Genomic DNA, 22,221 nt, shown 5'->3' with positions numbered 1-22,221 from the left:
AGGGGGAGTCGCAGAAGCCGAGCCGCAGGCGAAGGCTGATGCGGAGGGGGGCAAGTCTCGGCTCCGGAACGTGCGACAGGGTGGCCGGGTGCCGCATCGCAGGGAAACTGAGCGGCGCCGAAGGGGAGTGCATGCGGGCGGGACGCCCGCGCTCCCGGGGGGCGCCTCCTCCCATCACTCTTGCTCCTTTAGGGGACGCGTACCGGCTTGCCGGGCCTCAGCCCGGCCGATGCGGCAGAGCCGTCACGCTTGGTGGCCCTTCGTGGATCACTCTTTTTTCCTTGGTTTCAAGTGAGCCGTTTCCTGAAGCAATCCTGTGCATCGATGTTAGTCATTCGTCCAAATTAGGTCCCGGGTTACGGGACGCCCGTGCTCCCGGAAGTGCCAATCACCCCTCCGGAGCCCTCCCCCTCAATTCTCCGTTTCCTGCAATGAATAGCCTCCGTTGGGGGGATCGAAGTAGCCGTTGCCGTCGACGTCGACAAAGACCGGGTTGGTGAAAGAGAAGGAGCGGTAGTTTTCGAAAGGCTTTTCCCAGGGGGTCTGGGAAGAGGCGATCACCAGAACCCAGCTATCCTGCCGGCATTCCACCACCAGTTCAGTGTCAAACTTCCAGGGCTTCTCGGTTTCCTCCGGGGGCGGAACCGAGTAGGTCTTGATCACTTCGCCGTTTCGGATCACTTCCAGGGTTTCGACCGGAACCCAGGGAGCCGACTGCAGTTGGATTCTGAGAGAAACCGAGCGATCCGGGTCGGTGATCACCGATCCCACCGGCGAACCGTTGCCGGTAAAGTGGAGGAAGGGCCCCAGGCTGCCGGTGACGGCTCGTCGCTTGACGGCCTGGACGACCTCGCGAGGGTCGATTTCCCAGGGGTTGTCGGTTTCGGAAGCCACGTAATTTCGGGGATAGCCCAAGGAATCCTCGGGGTAGCGATGGGCATCGGTGTTGGCCACGCCGGCCATCAGCGCCCCGCGATTCAGCAACCGGTACCAGTCCTGGAGTTTCTGATCGACCAGTTTGGTGCGGCCGATAATGGTTTCGCTCTTGTCGGTGATGGCGTTGAGAATCTCGAAGCTGTCGAAGCCGGTTTCGAAATAGGGGTAGTCGAAGGCTCCGGTGTCCGCGTTGAGCCGCTCATCGAAATAGCCGCTGATGGGGCTGGAGGTCCAGCGCCGCGGGTGGTTGACCTGCACGATCTGCTCGCCCGGTTCCTGCCTGACGATGCGCAGGAATTCTCCCGGGGTCCGGATGCCGTGGCGAAACTCGCGCCGTCCCCAGCGATCGATCTCCAGGGGAAAGCTGTTGAAGTGGCCGAAGGCGGTGTCGATTTCCGAACCGACGGTGGAGGTGATGAAGCGCTCCAGCTTGAGCGCGCGAATGTGGGGGGAATAGTCCTTCAGGATGTTGTGGTCGGTGGCCGTGAGCAGGTCGATCCCTTCGGCAGCCGACGTCATGGCCCCGTCCCGCATGGCGTATTGGAGATGCAGATGGAAGTCGGCCGAGATGAACCCGGTGGTATCCACCACGCGCTCAAGGGTCGAATCCAGATAGGCCGTCTTGCCTTCTTCGATCTTGACCTTCTGCCGGTCCAGCGAGTATTCGGTCCCGCGCGACACATAGACCTGGTATTCGCCGACGGGGAGTGTCTTCAGATCCCGTCCGGAAGCCGTCACCAGGAAGTGCTGGAATCGCCCGACCGTGGGCAGTTCTTCCCGTCCATCATCATAGGTGAAGTAGAGCCGGGCCGGCATGTGCAGATGGGACCCGGCTTCCTTGACTTCCAGGGCGAGCTTGCCCACCTTCCCTCCTAGTTGGAGAACATGAATCTCATCGGGGTCGGGTTCGGAGGCCGGCAGAATGTCCTTCCAGTGGCTTCCCAGCGTCCCGATCAGCAGGGCCAGCAGAAGTCCCACCCGCATCCAGGATGATTTCGAAAGGCGTGTCGTCGGCATCGGATCCCCTCTCCCGGTAGTTCCCGGTTTGCCTCGGGCGCTTTTTGGAATAGTCCGGATTGGCTTGTCCCGCATTATCCCCCTTATTGCTCCCCTTGTGAAAACTGAAAATAGCTCTTTCGGGTGCGACTTGGCGAAAAATGCTGTCCGACCACAAAAGGCACAAAGGTCACATGATCGTTTTTGTGCCTTTTGAGGCCATTCCCGGCAAACGGTCACGCTGCCGAGTTTTGCAAAAGGCTCGTTACTTACAGGAGATTGACAGCGGTCAGTATGTGCATTACTATTCTGTCATATATGTATTACAAATGCAGAGGAATTCAGGGGCGCAAAAATGAAAAGCCTGACGCTCAGACTGGATGAAGCGCTGTACCTCAAAATCTCGTCTTTGGCCGCAAGACAAAGAACCACCCGTTCGGAAGTCGTCCGCCGCGCACTGAACATCTGCCTGGACAAGGACGACCGGTTTCCAATGGGTTCGGTCTTCGAATTGGCTCATGATCTGGCAGGAATCCTGGCCGGTCCCTCCGACCTGTCAAGCAACAAGGCCCACTTGAAAGAATTTGGCCAGTAAGTCATATGCTCAAGGCTGTCATTGTAGATTCGGGCCCCCTGGTTGCATTCTTCAACCGGAATGACCGGTTCCACCTTTGGGCAAAGGAGAAATGGGAGGGAATCGCCCCTCCGCTGCTTACCTGTGAAGCGGTTCTGGCCGAGACCTGTTTTCTGTTGCGAAACCTTCCGGGAGGAAGCCGAGCCGTCTTGGAGTTGGTGAATCGGGGAGTGATCCAGACCCCGTTCCAGTTGGAGGATGAAGTGCAAGGCATAGTGAGTCTGATCGGTCGCTATTCGGATGTCCCCATGTCCTTGGCCGACGCCTGTTTGGTTCGGATGGCTGAGCAACGTGCGCAAAGTAGAGTATTGACCCTGGATGGGGATTTTCTCATCTATCGAAAAAACAATCGCCGAGTCGTCCCGGTGATTATTCCGGGTTGATCGGGTGGGTGCGTATCCATGGAATTTCGGAAGAGAGCAAGATCCAAGCCTATTTTGGGTTTCCTGATGGTGGGGCTGTGTCTGCTGGAGGGAGCGTCGGCGCAGACCAATGAGCGATTCCTGATTGTCAGTTGGGGGGACGTGATCTTTGGGCGTCAGGGCGTCTCCAAGCTGGATACTTCCGAAAAACTGCGTCGGGCCATCGAGGGTTGGCGAGCCAGGGGAGTCGACAAAGTCCTGTTTCGGGTCGATGACTTCCGTGTGCTCCTCTTTCACGACGTCTACGCGGACCCGAACATCCCCTATTTGCGGGAGTGGGCCAGGATCTCCCGCCGGGCCTGGGAGGAAGGACTGGTCGACACCGCCGTCACTGTATTGAAGCAGGCAGGAATCAAAGCCTACATGTGGATTACCATCACCGATGAGGGGGCCCCGCCCGACGTGCTTTTCAACTATGGCAAGGGGCTGTCCTTCCGGGCCTGGCAGTCTCGATTCACCCGGGAGAATACCCACGTCCTGGTCTGCGATCGCAGCCTGACGCCCAATCAACGCCAGTTTCAATGGGGAGTGATGGAGTATGCCTATCCGGAAGTACGACGATACATGCTGCAGACCATTCGCGCTTTTTCCGACAAGTTTCCCTTCGACGGAGTTTTCTTGAGCCTCCGTTCCCATTCCCCTCCGCCCCGGCATGCCGACCAGTTCGGCTTCAATGAGCCGGTAGTGCGGGAGTTCAAGAAACGATATGGCCGCGATATCCTCCGCCAGGACTTCGATTTGAACCGGTGGCGCGAGCTGAGAGGGGAGTACCTCACCACCTTCCTGCAGGAAGTCAAATCCCACCTGGAAACTACCGGGCAAAAACTTGCCGTTGGAGTCCAGCAGGGGGAGCACATCGGCCCTCCCTTTGGGAACATGAGGATTCAGTGGCGGCGTTGGGTCTCGGAGAAGATTATCGACGAGTTGTTCGTGGGTCACATCACCCGGGTGCGTTCCCGCTATCCCAATCGCGCGCAGAGAGGTTGGGGCTACTTGCAGAACCAGGAGGAAGGGGTGGGTCTGCCGCCCATCGAAGACGCCCTTCGCCGCGACTACGGGCCGCTTTGCAGCGAGCACGGGGTCAAGCTCTACGTGGAACCGGGCAACTTCTACCGCCATCACAAACAACCGGCCTATGGCAGCGGGGCCCAGCCCCCCGAGGTGGGGGAAAAGCTGGTGGCTGAGATTCTGACCATCCCCGGCGTGACGGGAATCCCGGTTCGATACGACGACGTGACCGAATCGGATGGGATGAAGTGAAGAGGAATAGTCGGGTCCAGTGACTAATGAATATCCGCAGCCGGTCCCTTGCGCATCAGCCGATGCGGGCTAGGCCGGAGGGTGCTTGGGGAAGTCCATGAAGACACACCTTCCCCGATGCCGGTCGATCTCCTTCCAGGAAGAAATCTCGAAATCGGCGCAGAACAGGCCACAGGTGGGAAGGTTGTCGAGGAATGAGGTGCAGAGGAAGTTGACCAGGTCGGTCAACCCCGGGTTGTGCCCGACCAGAAAGATCGTCTGATCGGCATCGTCCAGTCCCCGGAGGATGCCGATCAGGTCGACGACCCCGGCGCCGTAGAGCCGGTCCATGCGAGTGATGCGCCCGGCAGGAAATCCAATGGCGTCGGCAATGACCTCGGCCGTCCGGATGGCCCGCCTGGCCGGGCTGGAGAGCAGGCGGTCCGGACCCAGGGAGCGCCGGGCCAGCCGCCGGCCCATTTCGGGGGCGTCGGCCTTGCCGCGCTTGTTCAGAGGCCGGTCGAAATCCCTCGACCCGGGATCTTTCCAACTGGACTTGGCATGGCGGATGACAACCAGTCGCTTCATCGTCAGGTATCGGAGGCGACGCAGTAGAGAAACTTGCGTCCCCGCATAAAGAGTTCCTTGTCGACGATGGCGGGCGAGGCGTCGAATGCATCTTCCAGGGTGTTCCTGGCCAGGACCTCGAATTCGGGACTTCGCCGGATCACCAGGGTGGTTCCGTTCTGAGACGGCAGGTAGACGCGGTCGCCGGCTCCTACCGGAGAGGCGTAGACACCCTCGATTCCCTCCAGCCTGAGGGGGCCGTAATGGGCCTCGCCGGTCTTGGCGTTGAGGCAGGAAAGGATGCCGTTGTTGCCCTTGACAAAGTAGAGCAGGTCCCCGTAGAGCAGCGGAGACGGAATATAGGGGGTGTCACGGTCCAGCTCCCAGGCGATAGCCTCTGAGCCGGTAATGTCCCCTTGAGCCGATCCAATCCGAATGGCCTGCAGTACGTTTCCTCTAAATCCGCTGGTGACGAAGACGAGCCCCTTCGAGGACACGGGCGAGGGTATGGCGTTCAGGGTCACGCCGCTGCCGTCCCAGAGCAGGTCTCCGGTCTCCAGGTCGTAGCTGCGTACCCGGTTGGTGGCGCTGGTGACCACCTGCTTCCGCCCTCCATGCTCGACCACGATGGGGCTGGACCAGGAGGTCTCCTCATCCCGGGGAACTCTCCACAATTCGTCTCCCGTACGCTTGTCGAGGGCGACGATGAAGGAGTCTCCCTGATGGTCCCAGATGATGACGATCTTGTTTCCGTAGAGGAGGGGAGAGCTGCCTTCCCCGAAGTGCAATCGAACCGTCATATCGCCCAGATCTTTTTCCCAGACCGGATTGCCTTTCATGTCCATACAGTAGAGACCGAAGGATCCAAAGTAGGCGTAGACGTGTTCACCATCGGTGACGGGCGAGGCGGATGCCCAGGTGTTGGCGCCGTGGGTTCCCTCGTGGGGGCCCTGTTCCCGGGTGGTTCGCTGCCAGACGACCTTCCCTGTCTTGCGGTCCAGCGCCAGCAGGGCGAACTTCAACACCTGGGTCGGTTTGATCTGCCCCTCCCCCTCCACCGGGTTTTTCTTTTCGGTGGGGATGGCTGTGGCCACGAATATCGTTTGATCCCAGACGATCGGGGAAGCGTGGCCTTTGCCCGGGATGGCCACTTTCCAGCGAACGTTCTTCCCCTCCGACCATTCCACCGGCGGGTCGCCGGCGGGAGCAACTCCCGTAGCTTCCGGGCCCCTCCACTGGGACCAGTAGGTCTGGCTGTCTGCCGGGGTTTCGGTCCCCCCCAGCCACAAACCCACCGCAACGCCTCCAATCACAATTCCGGCGATCCATCTCATCGGGCTTCCTCCTCTGCCAGTCCCTCGTTCCGTAGTTTTTCAACTCCCTGGTGCGGCGTTCAGTATACACTCGCCGACCCTTTCCGCAGGCGGCTTAAATTGGACGGGTGGAGGATATATTGGCGGCATGCCATCCCGCCGCGCCCGTGAACCAGGCTCCACTGCGACCGGACCCGATCCCGTCCTTTACATTCTTGCCGCTCCGGCGTTACATTAGGGCCACCTGGAACGACGAGGGAGTTCGATCATGCGCGTTATTCTTTTCCTGGTGAGCTGGGCCGTGTTCTCCACCGGTATGCTGGCCGAAGACGCAGCGACCTTCACACCCCGCTCCGTTGCCGTCATGTCCGACGGTTCGCTGATCATCAGCGACGATGTCAAGTACCGCATCCTGGGTTTGGATCCGACCGGCGTCCTGACGGTTCAATTGGAACGGGGAACCGTCGATCCGGGGTCCGGCCGGAAGGTGGACCTGGGCCGACCGGTCGGCATCGCCCTGGATGGAGGCGACAATCTCTACCTGACGGACCGGAACACCCATCGGATCTTCCGCATAGACCGCCAAAGCGGGGTGGTGACCACCGTGGCCGGCAACCGCGAGTTCGGCTACCGCTATGACGATGTGGCTGCCACCGAAGCCAGCCTGTCCACTCCCGTGGGTGTGACTCTGGATCGAGAGGGCAACCTTTATTTCGTCGAGCAGAGCAGCCGCCGGGTTCGCCGAGTGGACGCCCAGACCGGCCAGATCGCCACCGTGGCGGGCAGCGGCAGAACGGGCTTCAGCGGTGACGGCGGCCCGGCCACGGATGCGGCTTTCGAAGTGCCCTTCGACGTAGCGGTGGATCGCCGCGGCAACCTCTTCATCGCCGACACCGGCAACCACCGCATACGCAGGGTGGATGCCGGGACCGGGCTGATTTCGACCTATGCCGGCAACGGGAAGGGTGGGTTCGGCGGCGATGGGGGTCCTGCGGCAAAGGCCAGCCTGTATGATCCCTTCTCGGTGGCCCTGGACCGGTCCGGGAACCTCTATATTGCCGATCGCGGCAACCATCGAATCCGCCGGGTGGGTGCCAGAAATCGCGTCATCACCACCGTTGCGGGCAATGGCCAAAGGGGCTTCAGCGGCGACGGCGGCCCGGCCCGGAGAGCCAGCCTGGCCGATCCCTTCGATCTGACGGTGGATCGCCGCGGCAACCTCTATATCGCCGACACCGGCAACAAGAAGGTGCGACGAGTCAACGCCCGAAACAAGAGAATAGAGACGGTCCCGGTGAAGCCCGCCTCGAAGGAGAAAGAGGCGGTGAAGGAGAAGAAAGAGAGCCCATCCTACTGAGGCCCAGCTAACGGTTCGAGGCGCTCAATTTTGCCGATGCGACCCGCTGAAACCACCCACTCCACGTTGATCGGGTACTTGCTTTGGATCTTCGGCTTCACCGGTTCGCATCGCTTCTACTTCGGCAAACCCGTCACGGGAACCGTCTATTTCTTGACCCTGGGACTGCTTGGAATTGGCTGGCTCGTGGATCTGTTTCTGATTCCCGGCATGTGCCGCCAGGCCGATTTCAGGTTCCAGCGCGGCCCGATCGACTATACCGTAGCCTGGATCCTCCTGACCTTCCTGGGACTGCTCGGTGTTCATCGCATGTATCAGGGCAAATGGATCACCGGCATCCTCTATCTACTCACCGCTGGACTTCTGGGAATTGGTTACCTATACGACTACTGGACCCTGAACGACCAGGTGACGCTGATCAATAGGGGTTGACAGCCACGTCCCCGCATCGCGCAGAGCGCCAACGGGGTCCTGACCGTAGGGCCGCGACCGGCCGAGAACTGCAGGCTATCGTCTTTCAGGGGGAATCAGGAGGTTTCCTCGGGCCGCTTGACGACCCGTCCTGCGCGGATCACGCCGCGAGGGACCAGTTTCCAGCGGCCGGTCCGGGTTTCTCCGGCGACATCGGCAAACTCGAACCTTCCTTCCGCCAACTCGAACAGAGCCAAGTCGGCCTCGGCGCCGGCTTTCAGGGTTCCCAGGCGGCCCTGCATCCCCACCACTTCAGCCGGAGCTGCCGTGACCATCCTCAGTGCCTCGTCCAGAGAGACTCCCAGCAGCAGGAACTTGGAAACGGTGGTGGCCAGATCGTAAACCGGTCCTTCGAGGTTGTAGCTGTGGAGGTCGCTGCTGATGGTGCCGGGCAGCACGTCCTGCCGCATGGCCTCTTCGGCAACGGGGAAGCGGAAACTGCCCTTTCCGTGGCCGACGTCCAGACGGACGCCCCTGCGGACGGCTTGGCGGACCGCGGACAATACCCGGCCGCGCTCATCCAGGATGCCGGCGGCATGGCCGTGAAAGCAGTGAGTCATCAGGTCTCCACTGCGCATCTCGGCCAGAATGCGAGGCAGCGGCAGCGAAGACCCGGGGGTATGGATCATCATGGGCAGCCGGGCCGCTTCGGCTGCTTCGCGGGCCAGCATCAGGGCGGGAAGTTCGTTGCGGCCATCGGCGGCCAGGTTGGCGCTGAGACGTATCTTGATTCCCAGAATCACGTCCCGATTGGTTTCCACGGTCTCCAGCGCCGCGCTGACGCTGCAGTGGCGGAGATCCTCCAACTCACCCACGGCGGGATCGGTCTCGACGCCGGTGACCATGCCTACCGAGGAGATATTGAGCAGGGCAAAAAGCCGGGTGGCGCTGACTTCGATGACGTAGCGCCGGAAACCCTCCCAGGTGGCCGCGCCGGCCGAGCCGGCATCCACTGCCGTCGTCACCCCCCTTTCCAGGCAATTGGGATCCGGGTCGATCCCGTAGTGGGACACTCCGGGATAGACGTGCACGTGGCAGTCGATGAGGCCGGGAGTCACCAGGAGTCCCCGGGCATCGACGGTGTCGCCGGCTTCCCCCGGGTCCAGATGCTTCTCCAGTGCGATGATCTTGCCGCCCCGCAGGCCGATGTCCCGCGGATCGTCCAGGCCTTGGGAAGGATCGACCACCCTGCCGTTGCATACCAGAAGATCGTATTTCATGGTTCTTGCGGTTGGCTGCCGGGGAAAGTCGTGTCGGGGCTGAAACCGACATGGAGCCCGGACCGACAAGTAGACTTGTCAAACGGAATCAAGACATCCATTCTACTCTACCATGCATGGGCATGTGAGCCGTTCCCGCCTTCAAGGCCGGTGGTGTTCATTGGGGATTCAAGCTTTTGACAAAATTTGCAGCGGGGCAGCTCATCTTGCCGGCAAACCGGAGGTTCTGCCTTTTTCGATATCGGGTGCGACCTGGTGGAAAATGCTGTCCAACCACAAAAAGCACAAAAGTCACAGTTTGTGTTTTTTTGCCTTTTGTGGCCATTCCCGGTAAACCTGCCGCGTCCGAGAGAGAACCATGCCGCTCCGATTCTTTGCCAACACCGAGGAACTCACGGATTGGTTCCGCGACCATCACGACAAGCTGGACGAACAGTGGATCGGTTTCTACAAGAAGCACACAGGGATACCGAGCATCGACTGGGCACAGTCGGTCGACGTTGCGCTCTGCTTCGGCTGGATCGACGGACTCCGCAAGAGTCTCGGCGCCACGAGCTACAAGATCCGGTTCACGCCACGCCGGGCGGGGAGCCGCTGGAGCAAGCGCAACCTCTCGCGGATGGAAGCCCTCCTGGCCGAAGGGCTCGTGGAAGAGGCCGGGCTCGCGGTGTACCAGGCCCGGGCCACGTCCTTGCCGGACTACCAGACGGCCGCCAGGCCCCTGCCCGCGTCGCTGGAGAAACGGATCCGGGCCCGTCCCAAGGCATGGGGCTTCTTCCGCGCCACCCGGCTGGCGTACCGAAAGGGCGCATCGGCCTGGATCAACAGCGCCAAGAAGGAGGAGACCCGTCTCCGAAGGCTGGACCAGTTGATCGAGTGCTGCGAGCGCGGCGAGCCGGTCCCCCCGCTGCGCTGGGGCGGCAGGCCGGTCAGCAAGCGGGACTGATCGGGGTTCGGGCCGTGCCCTGGTGGTTCGTCTTCAACTCCAAGACGATAACGGCCGGCTGTTTCTCCTCTGTATGATCCGCACGTCGGGGACCGGACTTGCCGGGAGGCGTTTATGACTCCTTTTGATGCTCTTCGAAAGCTGTCCCAGGGACAGATCCTCACGATAGCGGGGGTCGGTTACGACGAGGGCATTCCCGCCCGGGCCGCCGACGCCGGCTGGCCCATGGGGGTGGTGCGCCGCGGGGACGGGCAACTGATCGTGGTGGACTATTGGGCCCATCGACTCTGGAGGATCGATCGCCAGGGAATGCTGCACCGGTTTGCAGGCGACGGGGTTGCCGGTAGCCAGGGTGACGGGGGGCCGGCGCTGGAGGCGCGGATGCGCCACCCTCACGATCTCTGCCTGGACCGGGAAGGGAACCTCTATTTCACCGACCTGGGGAATGTGACCATCCGCCGGATCGACGCCGGGACCGGGGTCATCACCCGGGTCGCCGGTTCCGGTCGGCGGGGTCGGGGAGGTGACGGGGGGCCGGCGCTGGAGGCGGAGTTCGACTGTCCCTGCGGCCTGGCGGTCGACGAGGGGGGCCGGGTCTACATCTCCGACGAATGGTCCTGCACGATTCGTCGCGTCGATCCTCAAAGCGGAACCATCCAGGTCTGGGCCGGTCGCAGCGCGCGCCACTACCCCTCCGAGCAGGGCGGCAGCCGGCCCTTTTTCGGCCCGGGGCTCAGCCTGATGGGCTATCACGGGGATGGTGGGCCGGCCGATGAGGCAGCCTTCTACCACCCCGAGCACCTGGCGTTCGATTCCAGGGGCGACCTCTATGTTTGCGACAACTCCAACGACCGCATCCGGAGAATCAGCAGAAGGACCGGGATGATCACCACCGTTCTGGGTAACGGCCAACGGGCCTCCAACGGGGACGGGGGACCGGCCGTGGAAGCCGCCACCCTGATGCCGGACGCCATCTGCCTGGATGTCCACGGCAACCTCTACGTGGGGGAGAAGTATGGGTTCCGGGTCAGGAAAGTGGACGCTGCTACGGGCGTCGTCAACACCCTGGTGGGCACCGGTGTCCCCGGCTTCGGACAGGAAGGACTGCACGGTTCGGTGACCGAGTGCAACTCCTGCGAAGCGGCCATTTTCGCCGATCCCGACGGCACCGTGCACTGGGGAGATTGTTCGGGGCGATTGAGGCGCTACGACGGGCGGACCGGAATCGTGACGACCGCCCTGGGCGGCACCGGCGTGCATGACGGGGAGGCGGCGACCCGAGCCTTTCTTTGCGGCCCGGGCGGCCTGTCGCTGGGCCCGGACGGGCGCCTCTACGTGGCCGACATCTGGAACCAGCGCATCCGCGTCATCGATCCGGAAACCGGGATTATCCGCACCGTTGCCGGCAACGGCGCCCGGGCTTACGGGGGCGACGGCGGGCCGGCCACGGCTGCCTACCTGGGAAACCCCTACGACGTCTCGGTCGACTCGAAGGGTCGTGTTGTCATCGCGGACCACCGCCATGGTCACGTGCGCCGGGTGGAGCCGGATGGAACCATTCGCGGGGTTGCGGGAGCCGCCTTTCAGTGGGACAAGGGCGACGGTGGCCCGGCCAACTGCGCCTGCCTGGTGGCCCCCACGGCGGTCGCCCACGATTCCGAGGATCACATCTACGTCGGGGACGGGGAAGTGGGACGAATCCGAAGGATCGATCGATCCAGCGGAATCATCGAAACCGTGGCCGGCTGCGGTCTTCCGGGCTACAGCGGCGACGGCGGCCCGGCCTGCCTAGCCCGGATCGGTTCTCCCTCGGCCATCCGCTTCGACGCCTCGGGAAACCTCTACTTCACCGACTCGACCTGCCACCTCATCCGCAGGGTAGACCGCGAGGGCCGGATCAGCACCGTGGCCGGCAGCGGCGAGAAAGGGTTTTCTCCCGACGGCACCCCGGTTTTGAAGGCCCGCATCCATGCACCCGGGGGCCTGGCCATCGGCCGCGACGGCACCCTCTATTTCTCGGACCGCCACAACCACCGGGTGCGGCGCATCACCCCAAACGGCCTGCTGGAGACGGTGGCGGGCTGCGGAGAAGGCGGTGACTCGGGGGACGGCGGGCCGGCGACGGCCTCTCGCCTCAACGAACCGCTGGGACTCTGTCTCTGTGGAGACGACCTCCTGTTCATCAGCGACCACTACAACAATCGCATTCGAGCCGTGAGGGTCTAGCCCGCACTTCTCAACAGGTCGCTGGAGTTATGATGAAAGGCCGTTGATAATCGGCAACTGGCTGGTCCGAACGGAATGCATTGCAGTGGCACACGGCGCTGGGCATGCGCTGGCTTGTCCTATTCCCCTCAGCGCATCCATGCTCGCTCGACCGTCGTGACCGCTACGCGCTTCGCTCCCGAGCACGAGCTGAGGAGAAAATTCCTGCGCCATGATCACGCCCCCTGGTGAGAAATGCGGGCTAGCGCGCATCCCAGGGCATGGCCAGCGTGGGTTGGTTGGCATAGCGTTGCATGGAGAATACCAACCGGCTGCCGCAGCCGGGATTCAGTCGCATCCTGATCGACGATCCCTCGATGGGGGTGGTCTTTCCGTTCAGGGTCACGCTTTGAAACCGGTGCTCGGCGTAGGCCCCGGCCTGGACGATCAGGTCGCGGGGATGCAAGGGGCCGGTGTTCACCAGGGTGAGGGTCAGACTGTCTTCCGTCAGCTTTTCGACCAGGGCCGCCACGTCCCGGGGCAGGCCGGATCGCCGGCGCTCCGGATCGAAGTAGCGAACGCGAGTGTGCAGGGTCCATATCCTGCCGGCCAGGTGGCCGCCGAGCATCAGGTTGACCAGGTTGCCGGTCCTGGCCGGATTGAGATCCAGGAGCCAGTCGGCCAACCGGGTCTCGGGCGTGGTCGGGTCTTCTGCGATGCCCTGCATGGTGGCGCGGAGGCTCTCGAAGTCTTCTCTCAGAGCCTTCTCCGGGTACCCCGGGTCGGCTCCCTCCAGGTAGCCGATCCAACCTGTTTTAGGCAGGCGCTCCAGGTCCCTGCGGTCCATCGACCACAGGTAGATTTCCATCAGGCGATCGATGAACAGGTTGGTCGTCCAGCGGTACCACTCTTCCCGGCCGCTGAACTTGTAGCCGCGGGGGTCTCCGTACATCTGGGGAACCATGAGCTGGCCGTCGACGACCTTCTTTTGAGCGTAGATGTTGTCCATCTGGCGGCGCAGGGTGTCGATGTAACCGGCATCGCCGCTCAGGAGGTAGGCGTTGCCGAAGCCCGGCCAACTGCCCGCCGCAAAGGTGTTCCGATGGGCGATCCGCTCGATTTCACCGTCGAAGATGGTGAAGTTCCATCCATAGGTTCCCTTGTACCACTTGCCGCCATACTCCCCGCCGATGGTGCCGTCCAAACCGATATTGGTGGGGATGTTGCCCCCGTTGGCCTCGATTCTCTCCTTCCAGGCACCCACGTACTCCAGAACCCACTCCCGGTATTTCGGCTCCCGAGTGAGCATGTAGGCGTTGAGGGCCAGATTGGTGGCCGCCAGGTTGAGCGGATGGTCTCCCACGCTGTCGAGGTATTCGTCGCAGTGAGCCAGCATCTTGGGGTAGACCTCTTCCAGGTCCAGCATCCTGCTGCGGCCGAAAGGGCTGTGCAGGAGGTGAAAGCGGCCCGGGACCGGATCTCCCACCCAATCGTAGGTGGTGGCCCTGCGGAGCATGGGGCCCTTGCTGCCGTTCCAGATGCTGCGGATGATCCTGTGCTCGGGGTCGTAGTTGGGCGCTTCCGGATCCTCGTTCATGTAGAGCCCGGCGAAGCGTTTCATGCGCTCCCGCAGACGAGGCGAACCCGGTTCGGAGAGTCCCTGGAACATGAATGCCCGCATCCCCTCCCCGGTATGGAACCAGTCCGACATGGTGATGAATTCGCGGTGGTAGGCGCCCTCCCGGGCCAGGTCGGTCAGGGTGGTCCGGATCTGGCCATACTGGTGCAGGTGTCCCTCCAGCGCCCTCTTGAACAGCTCCAGAACGGAATCGGTTGCCCCCAGCGCATGTAGCAGCGTCCAGTTGTGAAAGGTCTCGATGGCGTCGTCGGGTCCGTCCAGAGTCCCCCAGCGGGGCGTGTGCAGCAGGTGGCCTCGCTCATCCACATACTTGTCGGCGAAGATCTCGCAGGCTTCGGAGTTGAGGCGCAGCAGCTCGCGCTCCATCAGCGCCCAGGCCGGTGGAGGCATCGGACGGTCCAGCACCAGCGAAGGGTCTTCGGCGGCCATGGGACTGCAGGAGATCAGCCCCGCCAGCAACAGGGGGAAGAAGATTCGTGGAATCATTTGAGACTTTTTGGGGTGGCGTACCGCGTGACGCCCAGTCTGCTATTGTCCTATAGAATAGTTGCTTCGGCCAGGATAAGTTCGTCCGTGGATCGTCGATGCGGATACCCAAGAAGGGGAAAGACGAACCACAAATGGACACGAATGAACACCAACTAACTGATTAATGAGTTGAGCCTTTTGCAGTATTCGGCAACCGGACGTCTACCGGGAATGGCCACAAAAGGCACAAAAACACAAATTGTGGCTTTTGTGCCTTTTGTGGTTAAAAAATTCTCCACCACTTCATTGAAACGATCGGTTGTTTTTCCTCCAACGAGCTGCAGGGAAGGGCTGGAGGAATGCTGAACTCGTATCGGCAAAGTGCCGAGTGCCGGTTATTGGTTGAGGAAACGAGATGGTGATAACCAGCTCCGATTCTCTCGGGCATGTGAGCTGCAGTCTGCGCGGCCGGGTGGTTGCCGGCAGCTACCGGACCTGCCGCCTGACCTACACGGCCGGGTTCTACGGCATTGACGACACCGGCTCGATCAAGGTGGCCATGCGCTATGCCACCGATTGCGGCGTGCCCCAGTTCGATCGGCCGGACGCCCCCAACTACACCACCGCCCGGGCTTCCAACGGCGCCCGCCTCCAGTTGCGCTACGACCCCAAGGACAACCTGAGACCCTGGGGCAGGACACTTCACCTGAAAGTCGTGCAGGGGTTCCTGCGCCAGGGGGATCGGATCGAACTGACGCTGGGCGATTGCAGCCGCGGCTCGCCCGGTTGGCGAATTCAGACCTTCGCTGAAAAAACCTTCGAGCTGCGGGTGCTGGTCGACCGCTTCGCCACCTATTCCTTCAACCGCTTGCCGGATTCTCCCACGTTCTGTGTTGTGGCCGGCGAGCCGGTGCGCCTGGTGGCCGTGGCTCCCACCCTGGCCGCTGTCGGCAAGCCGATTCCGGTCCGGAGCAAGCTGGAGGATCGCTGGGGCAATCCGGTGGGGCGCCCGCGAAAAACCGTCTTTCCCGCCTTTGATGGGCCCGGAAACAAAACCCTTTCCGTGAAAGACACCCGAACCGGGCTGGCAGGGCGAACCAATCCCATCCGGGTCGGTGGAGGGAAACGCTTCGGGAGATACTGGGCCGACCTCCATGGCCAGAGCGAGGAGACCATCGGAACCAATTCCATCGGGGACTACTTCCGCTTTGCCCGCGACTACGCTTTCCTGGACATCTGCTCCCACCAGGGCAACGACTTTCAGATCACTGACGGCTTCTGGAGGAAGATCCAGGACACCACCCGGAAATTCCATGAACCGGAACGCCTGGTGACCTTCCCCGGTTGGGAATGGAGTGGCAATACCGCTCTCGGTGGAGATCGCAACGTGATTTTCCGGGAAGAGGGCGGGTCCATGGCTCGCAGCTCCCGCGCCCTGCTCTCCCCGGCCCAGGCCCGGGAGCCCTGCTGCCCGACCGTGGAAGAACTGTTTGCCCGCTTGCGGGATTGCGGGCGGGAGGTGATGGTGGTCCCCCACGTCGGAGGACGCTTTGCCGACCTGAGCCGCCACGACCCCGGGCTGGAATGGGCGGTGGAGGTTCATTCGGCCTGGGGGACTTTCGAATGGATGTTGGCGGACGCCTTTGCCCGGGGGCATCGCCTGGCGATCGTGGCCAATTCCGACGGACACAAGGGCCGCCCCGGGGCCAGCTATCCGGGGGCCGGCAACTTTGGCAGCTACGGAGGACTCACATGCGTTCTGGCCGAGGCCCTGACCCGCCAAAGCGTATGGGAGGCCTACCGGGCCCGGCGGGTCTACGCAACGACCGGCGCTCGCATTTATCTGGATGTCGAAACCGACGATGGAATGCCCATGGGGGGCCTGCTCCACCTTGCGTCCGGTTCGGGTCCCGAGTTTCGCATCCGGGTCTGCGGAACCGCCCCCATCGAGCGGGTGGAGGTTCGTAACGGAACGCAGGTGGTGGAGTGTTTTCGAACCTGCACCGCCGCCGATCTTTCCGACCGGATCAAGCTGCTCTGGCAGGGAGCCGAGGTGCGGGGAAGAGGCCGGCAGGTCGACTGGAAGGGGTCAATGACCCTGTCCGGTAATCGGATTCAGGCGGTGACCGCCGTCAATTTCCACAATCCCGATCTTCCCTGCCGGCAAGCCGGCCCCACCCGGCTCGAATGGGAATCCATCACCACCGGCGGGGTGGCTGGGCTGATCCTGGAGTTGGCCCGGGCGGAAGCCGGCCGGGTCCGGGTGGACACTCGCCAGGCCTGTTTTGAGGTGGGGCTCCAGGGGCTGGGGGTGGAGGGCAAAACCTGGCCCCTGGGCGGCCTGGACAAGCGCATCTCGCTCTACAGGCTGCCGGCCGCTGACGGCCCAGCCGATTGTGAGCTCACATTCAAGCTTCCCGCCGGAGACTGCCGCCAGGGGGACAATCCGATCCTGGTGAAAGTGGTTCAGGAGGACGGGCACATGGCCTGGTCGAGCCCGATCTACGTGGTGAAGGAGTAGTGGCGGGCTTGTCCCTTGCGGGAAGGGTAGGCGGCTGGTAGAGTTTGGGCTGCTCCGCGGAGGCGGGATCCGAGAACACCTGGGAGGTCGGTACTTTCCATGGCATTGGTCGACACTCGATGGCAGCGAACGGTGACCCTCTGCGCGCTCTATTTCGCCCAGGGGATTCCCTGGGGATTCATGCTGATTTCGCTGCCCTCCTATCTCTCCTACAACTACCAGATTCCCGATAGCGATATCGGCAACCTCAAGGCCATCATCCTGGTGCCCTGGTCCTTCAAGCTGATCTGGGCCCCCTTGATGGACAGCTTCACCATCCGCTCCATGGGGAGAAGGCGGCCCTGGATCATCGGTTCCGAGTTGATGATGGCGCTGACGCTGCTGGGGTTCATCGGCATCGCCGATCCCTCCCAGGAGTTGAAGTTCATCCTCTACATGTACTTTGTGCACAACTGCTTCGCTTCCCTGCAGGACGTCTGCACCGACGCTCTGGCAGTCGACATTCTGCCTCCCCGGGAGCAAGGGCGGACCAACGGTTTGATGTGGGCCTCCAAGCTCATCGGCAAAGGGGTGGGTGCCTGGAGTCTTTCCCATATCATCAACGTGTGGGGGCTGGAGGCCTGCGCGGTCGTTCAGGTGCTGCTGCTGCTGGCCATCATGCTGGTCCCCATCGTCTTCCTGGAGCGGCGGGGCGAGAAGCGGTTCCCCTGGAGCGCCGGCCGGGCTGGCTCCACCACCGTTGGGAGCGTACGCAACCCGTTAGCGACCCTGGGTAGTGTTCTCAGGGCGTTTTCGCTGACGACCACCTGGGTCTTCATCGTGTTCACGCTGGCCAAGCTGATCGGGTTGGGAGTCAACGAAGTCCTCTCCAACGTGCTTTACACCCAGCACCTGAGTCCTCGCTGGACCGATGTGGAGTTTTCGAGAGCCTCCGGACTGTATGCAACCGCTCCCATTATCCTGGGCGCCGTGGGGGGCGGATACCTGGCCGACCGCTATGGGAGGCGGCTGATCCTTTCGATCGGCTATATCGGCTATGGGGCGGCTGCCGCGATCTTCGCGGCATTCCCCGGCCTGTGGAACGAGGGCTGGTTCGCCATGTCCTATTTGCTTTCCTACGAGACCCTGGCGGCCATCGGTTCGGTCGGATTCCTATCCATGGCCATGAGGATCTCCTGGACCGTGGCCGCGGGAACGGTGTTCACTACCTATATGACGCTGTCCAACGTTTCCCACGTCATCGGGAACTGGCTGGCCGGCCCGCTGCGAGAATGGTTGCTTTGGCTGCAGGGAGGCGCGGCCGACCAGCTGGTTTCCTACCAGTGGGCCTTGGGGTTGGCGGGGATCCTCACCGTCGCCCCGGTCTTTCTGTTATTCCTGGTGAAGACCGGCGAGGTCGACCGCGCCCGCGCCGCCGAATCCGCGGGTTAAGAGGACGCATGCCCGATCGATACCGCATTGAGGACAGCCGGCAACTTGCCACGCCGGCGCTGGTGGTCTTTCTGGAACTGGTGCGGGAAAACCTGGACCGGATGGTGGCGATGGCCGGCGACCCGGCCCGCCTGCGGCCCCACGTGAAGACCCACAAGACCCGGGAGGTCGTGCAACTGCAGTTGCAGCAGGGAATCGACAAATTCAAGGCGGCCACCTTTGCCGAGTGCGAAATGGTAGCTCGGGCCGGCGCGCGGGACGTTATGCTGGCTTACCACCTGGTGGGGCGCAACATCGAGCGGGCCGTGCGCTTCGTGCAAGCCTTTCCGGAGGTCCGGTTCATGGTGATCGCCGACCACCCCGAACCGGTGGAAGCCCTGTCCGGGGCCATGGCCGAGGCCGGACAGCAGGTGGAGGTTCTGCTGGACCTGGATACCGGCCAGCAGCGCACCGGTCTTCCGGCCGGCAACCGTGCCCGCCGGCTCTACGGGAAGATCGCTGCAAGCCCGGGGCTGCGGGCGGGGGGATTCCACGTTTACGACGGCCACGTGCGCCATCCGTCGTTGGCGGAACGGACGGTCGCGGTGACTGAGCAATTCCGGGAGGTGGACGGCTTTCGCCGGGAGTTGACGGCTGCCGGCTGGGAGGTGCCGCGCCTGGTCTGCGGAGGGTCGGTGACCTTTCCCGTCTATGCCGGGATGGAGGATCCGGCCATCGAGCTCAGCCCGGGCGCCTGTATTTTCCACGACGCCGGATACGGAACCGGTTTTCCCGATCTTCCTTTCGTGCCGGCAGCGGTCGTTCTGACCCGCGTCATCAGCCTGCCGGGAGAGAACCGGGTCACGCTGGACCTGGGCTACAAGGCCGTGGCCTCCGACCAACCCATGGAAACGCGGGCGGTTTTCCCCCAATTGCCCGACGCAGAGCTGGTCCTGCAGAACGAAGAGCACCTGGTGATTGAGACCTCCAAGGCCGGAAGGTTGCGCCCGGGAGACGAGTTGGCGGCCATTCCCTGGCATATCTGTCCCACCACCGCCTTGAACAAGGAAGTGGTGGTGGTCAGCCGGGGACGCATACTGGAGCGGTGGGAGGTGGCTGCCCGAGACCGCTGCCTGACGGTCTAGCCCTCGGCGGGGTGCCGGCCAGGACTGGAGTGCCGGGCCCGGCTCCTCCAATCCCGCCAATTGACCCAGGCCGAGATCCCCAGGGCCGCCACTCCGAAGAATACCACCGAGGCATCCAGCAGGTCCGGATCCCAGTCCTTTCCCGTCAGCAGGTCCATGTAGTACTTGATGAATGAGTTCGGGAGGCCGGTTTCGCCCATGGCTTCCTTGATTTGCCAGTGCCAGTCGGTGCTGGGGCAGTAACCGAAGCCGTAAAACCATCCCAGTCCGAACCAGGAAAAGAGGGTGAGGGTCATCAACCCCAGGTGGAAGCGGCGAGTTCGCTTCCAGATCCATCCGGTCAGGTTGAACACGATCTGAACGGTGTGGAAGACCATGAAGAAGAAGTCCAGGAAGGCGTACATGGGGCGACCTTGAACGATTCCGGTTAGCCGGGCCCCGTCCCATACGACGGGACGGATCATGCAGGGTGACTCAGACTACCGATCCCTGCCGACACTTCACGCCCGGACGGGGTCGGACTCGACCGCCGGACGCAGGATGGGAAGCTATTGTAAGCGCGCGGCGTGGTTCCATTGAGACAAAAGTTGCGGGTAGAATTGACTTCGCCTCGCTCCCGGCCCGGCAGGAACCCGTGAAAATCCTCTATCGCATCACCTCGATCGCGCGGACCCTCGATCCCCGGTACCCCACCAATCTTGGTGTCCTGCTCCTGCTGCCGGCGGCCGCCGGCGTGGCGGGGGCCATGGCCCTGCTACGGGGAAGCGGGTTGCCGGAAATCGCGCTTTCGGCCCTGTTTGGGGTGGCGGCGGCGGTGGCGGGCTGGGCGTTCGCACGGGAGCTGGCTCCGGACCTGGAACGGCTTGCTTTCCTCAGCCTGCTGGCGACCTTCGGCGCCTTTCTGGCCGTGGAATCCTCCAGCCTGCTGCTCCTGTTTGCGGTCCAGTTCCTGGTGCGCATCGTCAACCGCAGCGTCGGTCCGCCGGCGCGGGTTATCGATTCAGTGTTTGTGGCGGCGCTCATCGTTTGGGCGGCTTGGAACGGGGCTTTTCCCGGACTGGGGCTGATCGGCGCCCTGGCCTTTGGGCTGGACGCTTCCATGGCGGAGGCTCTTCGCCGTCAATGGTTTTTCGCCGGTATCTGCCTGGCCGCTACCTGGTTCTGCCTGGGTCGGCAGGGGCTGTCGTGGACCCCGGAAACTCTGCCGGCAACCGTCACGGGACTGCTCCTGATCGTTACAGTTGCCTACGGGTTGACCGTGCGGCGAACCCGTAGGGTAACATCCCTGGCCGACGCCACAGGGATGCCTCTTTCTTCGGCTCGAGTACGAGCCGGCATGGCTGTGGGCCTGCTGGCCGGATTGCAGGCGCTCGCCCGGGGACAGGCGGGACTGGAGGCGGCAGCCCTGGTCTGGGCGGTCCTGGCGTCAGTACCACTGGGTGCTCTGGTATGGCCGAGGCGCTAGCCCGCATTTCTCACCAGGGGGCGTGATCATGGCGCAGGCATTTTCCCCTCAGCGCGTGCTCGGGAGCGAAGAGCGTAGCGGTCACTACGGTCGAGCGAGCATGGATGCGCTGAGGGGAAAAGGACAAGCCAGGGCACGCCCAGCGCCGTGTGTAACCGCAAGACGTACCAATCAGACCGATGAGGTGCTGAAAATAGATGGACTTTCCTCTATGAATCGAGCGGCCTGGTGAGAAATTCGGGCTAGCGCAAGATGATCAGCGAGAAGTAGAAACAGGGGACGTTGTCGAGTTGCTGGAAACGCCTTGCTTCCACCGCATGCCAGTTGATTTAGGATGGAGATCAGACATGGATTCGCCATTACCAAGCGGACCGTTTGAGTCCCTTCATCGTCAAGAGATTTGTGTAATTCCCAAAAGAAAGGAGCAGCGTCATGAGAAGATTGCGAGGAGAATTGTTGACACTGGCCAGTCTAGGCATTCTGGCTTCTTTCCTCTCTCTTTTGTTCGTCGCTTCGGTCAGGGGGCGCTCTGATGGAAGAAAAGTACCGTTTCCTGCGGTCCTGGGCAAATCGGGCTGCTACGTTTCCGGTTGTCATTTGACGTCTGGCAGCACGCTGAACGAGGTCGGTTCCGTATCGTTCAACAATGTACCGACAAGCTTTGCTCCCGGGGAGACCTACGACCTGGGAATCACGATGACCGGAGGATCCATTTACGGGTTCCAGTTGGCTGCTGTTTTCTCCGATGACACTCAGGCGGGCACCCTAACGGCCGTCTCTGAATACACCCTAGTGGAAATGGTGAGCGGTGGCGAACAGGATGATGACCACGATCATGACCACGATCATGACCACGATCATGATGGCGATGATAGCCATGATGATGGGCAGGTGGTGGAGATTCTGACTCATACCCGCCCGCTGGTCGCCAATTCGGTCGAGTTTCAGTGGACGGCGCCTATGGAGACCAAAGGGGGCAGTGTGTTTCTAAAAGTGGCGGCCAATTCCGCCAACGGCGACTCCTCCCCAGCGGGAGACGCGATCAACTCACTCGAGCTCTCGATTCCGCCGGACATCATGACGACCTTCGTGCCGGTGGTGCTGGACTTGAGGGGGAAGAGCAACTCCCACTTCACCTCGGAGCTGGCCCTGACCAACCGGGGTGACGAGGCGGCCATGCTCAACTTCACCTACACGGCCGAAGCCGGCGGGGGCAGCGGCACCGCCACCGACATGCTGGGTCCCCACCAGCAGAAGATCGAGGCCA

19 protein-coding genes are annotated in these 22,221 nt (G+C 62.4%); 12 read left to right on the top strand and 7 right to left on the bottom strand.

From position 1 onward, the window contains the following. Window positions 1-411: 411 nt before the first annotated feature. Window positions 412-1,953, bottom strand: a complete 1,542-nt coding sequence (locus tag OXI69_02245; GenBank protein MDE2664953.1) for a CehA/McbA family metallohydrolase — start codon at window positions 1,951-1,953, stop codon at window positions 412-414. Window positions 1,954-2,287: 334 nt separating this feature from the next. Between OXI69_02245 and OXI69_02240 the strand changes: the two genes are divergently transcribed. Genes OXI69_02240 through OXI69_02230 form a run of 3 tightly spaced genes read left to right on the top strand, consistent with a single transcriptional unit; the run spans window position 2,288 to window position 4,248 of the window. Next, entirely contained in the window at window positions 2,288-2,527 is a 240-nt protein-coding gene (locus tag OXI69_02240; protein MDE2664952.1) for a ribbon-helix-helix domain-containing protein, read from the top strand. Between the two features lie 5 nt (window positions 2,528-2,532). Further along, window positions 2,533-2,949, top strand: a complete 417-nt coding sequence (locus OXI69_02235; GenBank protein MDE2664951.1) for a PIN domain-containing protein — start codon at window positions 2,533-2,535, stop codon at window positions 2,947-2,949. A gap of 18 nt (window positions 2,950-2,967) precedes the next feature. Then, complete coding sequence (locus tag OXI69_02230; protein ID MDE2664950.1) at window positions 2,968-4,248, top strand: hypothetical protein; 1,281 nt, start codon at window positions 2,968-2,970, stop codon at window positions 4,246-4,248. Window positions 4,249-4,317: 69 nt separating this feature from the next. Here the strand turns inward: OXI69_02230 and OXI69_02225 are convergent, their stop codons facing one another. Continuing rightward, complete coding sequence (locus OXI69_02225) at window positions 4,318-4,815, bottom strand: histidine phosphatase family protein (protein MDE2664949.1); 498 nt, start codon at window positions 4,813-4,815, stop codon at window positions 4,318-4,320. A gap of 2 nt (window positions 4,816-4,817) precedes the next feature. Next, on the bottom strand, window positions 4,818-6,128 hold the full coding sequence (locus OXI69_02220) for a PQQ-binding-like beta-propeller repeat protein (GenBank protein MDE2664948.1): 1,311 nt from the start codon (window positions 6,126-6,128) through the stop codon (window positions 4,818-4,820). A 247-nt stretch (window positions 6,129-6,375) separates the two neighbouring features. Here OXI69_02220 and OXI69_02215 point away from each other — a divergent pair, with 247 nt between their 5' ends. Together OXI69_02215 and OXI69_02210 are read left to right on the top strand one after the other, a co-directional pair. After that, on the top strand, window positions 6,376-7,464 hold the full coding sequence (locus tag OXI69_02215) for a hypothetical protein (protein MDE2664947.1): 1,089 nt from the start codon (window positions 6,376-6,378) through the stop codon (window positions 7,462-7,464). 36 nt (window positions 7,465-7,500) lie between these two features. After that, on the top strand, window positions 7,501-7,896 hold the full coding sequence (locus OXI69_02210) for a TM2 domain-containing protein (protein MDE2664946.1): 396 nt from the start codon (window positions 7,501-7,503) through the stop codon (window positions 7,894-7,896). 95 nt (window positions 7,897-7,991) lie between these two features. Here OXI69_02210 and OXI69_02205 read toward each other — a convergent pair whose 3' ends face one another. Then, window positions 7,992-9,155, bottom strand: a complete 1,164-nt coding sequence (locus OXI69_02205) for an amidohydrolase/deacetylase family metallohydrolase (GenBank protein ID MDE2664945.1) — start codon at window positions 9,153-9,155, stop codon at window positions 7,992-7,994. 358 nt (window positions 9,156-9,513) lie between these two features. Here OXI69_02205 and OXI69_02200 point away from each other — a divergent pair, with 358 nt between their 5' ends. Further along, window positions 9,514-10,101, top strand: a complete 588-nt coding sequence (locus OXI69_02200) for a YdeI/OmpD-associated family protein (protein ID MDE2664944.1) — start codon at window positions 9,514-9,516, stop codon at window positions 10,099-10,101. 114 nt (window positions 10,102-10,215) lie between these two features. Continuing rightward, window positions 10,216-12,327, top strand: a complete 2,112-nt coding sequence (locus tag OXI69_02195; GenBank protein ID MDE2664943.1) for a hypothetical protein — start codon at window positions 10,216-10,218, stop codon at window positions 12,325-12,327. A 241-nt stretch (window positions 12,328-12,568) separates the two neighbouring features. On the opposite strand, the gene OXI69_02190 is transcribed toward OXI69_02195, so the two are convergent. Continuing rightward, the gene (locus OXI69_02190; GenBank protein ID MDE2664942.1) at window positions 12,569-14,431 is read right to left on the bottom strand and encodes a hypothetical protein; all 1,863 of its coding nucleotides are present in this window, start codon (window positions 14,429-14,431) and stop codon (window positions 12,569-12,571) included. 397 nt (window positions 14,432-14,828) lie between these two features. Here OXI69_02190 and OXI69_02185 point away from each other — a divergent pair, with 397 nt between their 5' ends. The 3 genes from OXI69_02185 to OXI69_02175 all read left to right on the top strand — a co-directional run bounded on the left by OXI69_02185 (window position 14,829) and on the right by OXI69_02175 (window position 19,489). Further along, the gene (locus OXI69_02185; GenBank protein ID MDE2664941.1) at window positions 14,829-16,934 is read left to right on the top strand and encodes a DUF3604 domain-containing protein; all 2,106 of its coding nucleotides are present in this window, start codon (window positions 14,829-14,831) and stop codon (window positions 16,932-16,934) included. A gap of 99 nt (window positions 16,935-17,033) precedes the next feature. Continuing rightward, a complete protein-coding gene (locus OXI69_02180; protein ID MDE2664940.1) occupies window positions 17,034-18,365 on the top strand; it encodes an MFS transporter in 1,332 nt (443 codons plus the stop codon). 8 nt (window positions 18,366-18,373) lie between these two features. Beyond that, on the top strand, window positions 18,374-19,489 hold the full coding sequence (locus OXI69_02175; protein MDE2664939.1) for a D-TA family PLP-dependent enzyme: 1,116 nt from the start codon (window positions 18,374-18,376) through the stop codon (window positions 19,487-19,489). On the opposite strand, the gene OXI69_02170 is transcribed toward OXI69_02175, so the two are convergent. Next, the gene (locus tag OXI69_02170; GenBank protein ID MDE2664938.1) at window positions 19,486-19,953 is read right to left on the bottom strand and encodes a DUF2784 domain-containing protein; all 468 of its coding nucleotides are present in this window, start codon (window positions 19,951-19,953) and stop codon (window positions 19,486-19,488) included. The two genes, OXI69_02175 and OXI69_02170, sit on opposite strands and share 4 nt — an antisense overlap. A gap of 170 nt (window positions 19,954-20,123) precedes the next feature. On the opposite strand from OXI69_02170, the gene OXI69_02165 reads away from it, so the two are divergent. Further along, window positions 20,124-20,954, top strand: a complete 831-nt coding sequence (locus tag OXI69_02165; protein ID MDE2664937.1) for a hypothetical protein — start codon at window positions 20,124-20,126, stop codon at window positions 20,952-20,954. Window positions 20,955-21,743: 789 nt separating this feature from the next. On the opposite strand, the gene OXI69_02160 is transcribed toward OXI69_02165, so the two are convergent. After that, a complete protein-coding gene (locus OXI69_02160; GenBank protein MDE2664936.1) occupies window positions 21,744-21,866 on the bottom strand; it encodes a hypothetical protein in 123 nt (40 codons plus the stop codon). 48 nt (window positions 21,867-21,914) lie between these two features. Here OXI69_02160 and OXI69_02155 point away from each other — a divergent pair. Continuing rightward, window positions 21,915-22,221: hypothetical protein (locus OXI69_02155; protein MDE2664935.1), on the top strand; the 307-nt coding region annotated here is incomplete at its 3' end.

This window comes from Acidobacteriota bacterium, from assembly GCA_028875575.1.
Lineage (GTDB): Bacteria > Acidobacteriota > Terriglobia > Versatilivoradales > Versatilivoraceae > Versatilivorator.
Note: the sequence above shows the minus strand (reverse complement) of the source record. Positions and strands in the feature narration are given on the sequence as shown.

Bases quoted from the DNA above. Each gene is read 5' to 3' on its own strand.
- OXI69_02245 (MDE2664953.1), bottom strand. From the start codon at position 1,953: ATGCCGACGACACGCCTTTCGAAATCATCCTGGATGCGGGTGGGACTT.
- OXI69_02240 (MDE2664952.1), top strand. From the start codon at position 2,288: ATGAAAAGCCTGACGCTCAGACTGGATGAAGCGCTGTACCTCAAAATC.
- OXI69_02235 (MDE2664951.1), top strand. From the start codon at position 2,533: ATGCTCAAGGCTGTCATTGTAGATTCGGGCCCCCTGGTTGCATTCTTC.
- OXI69_02230 (MDE2664950.1), top strand. From the start codon at position 2,968: ATGGAATTTCGGAAGAGAGCAAGATCCAAGCCTATTTTGGGTTTCCTG.
- OXI69_02225 (MDE2664949.1), bottom strand. From the start codon at position 4,815: ATGAAGCGACTGGTTGTCATCCGCCATGCCAAGTCCAGTTGGAAAGAT.
- OXI69_02220 (MDE2664948.1), bottom strand. From the start codon at position 6,128: ATGAGATGGATCGCCGGAATTGTGATTGGAGGCGTTGCGGTGGGTTTG.
- OXI69_02215 (MDE2664947.1), top strand. From the start codon at position 6,376: ATGCGCGTTATTCTTTTCCTGGTGAGCTGGGCCGTGTTCTCCACCGGT.
- OXI69_02210 (MDE2664946.1), top strand. From the start codon at position 7,501: ATGCGACCCGCTGAAACCACCCACTCCACGTTGATCGGGTACTTGCTT.
- OXI69_02205 (MDE2664945.1), bottom strand. From the start codon at position 9,155: ATGAAATACGATCTTCTGGTATGCAACGGCAGGGTGGTCGATCCTTCC.
- OXI69_02200 (MDE2664944.1), top strand. From the start codon at position 9,514: ATGCCGCTCCGATTCTTTGCCAACACCGAGGAACTCACGGATTGGTTC.
- OXI69_02195 (MDE2664943.1), top strand. From the start codon at position 10,216: ATGACTCCTTTTGATGCTCTTCGAAAGCTGTCCCAGGGACAGATCCTC.
- OXI69_02190 (MDE2664942.1), bottom strand. From the start codon at position 14,431: ATGATTCCACGAATCTTCTTCCCCCTGTTGCTGGCGGGGCTGATCTCC.
- OXI69_02185 (MDE2664941.1), top strand. From the start codon at position 14,829: ATGGTGATAACCAGCTCCGATTCTCTCGGGCATGTGAGCTGCAGTCTG.
- OXI69_02180 (MDE2664940.1), top strand. From the start codon at position 17,034: ATGGCATTGGTCGACACTCGATGGCAGCGAACGGTGACCCTCTGCGCG.
- OXI69_02175 (MDE2664939.1), top strand. From the start codon at position 18,374: ATGCCCGATCGATACCGCATTGAGGACAGCCGGCAACTTGCCACGCCG.
- OXI69_02170 (MDE2664938.1), bottom strand. From the start codon at position 19,953: ATGATCCGTCCCGTCGTATGGGACGGGGCCCGGCTAACCGGAATCGTT.
- OXI69_02160 (MDE2664936.1), bottom strand. From the start codon at position 21,866: ATGAGTCAGAATCTCCACCACCTGCCCATCATCATGGCTATCATCGCC.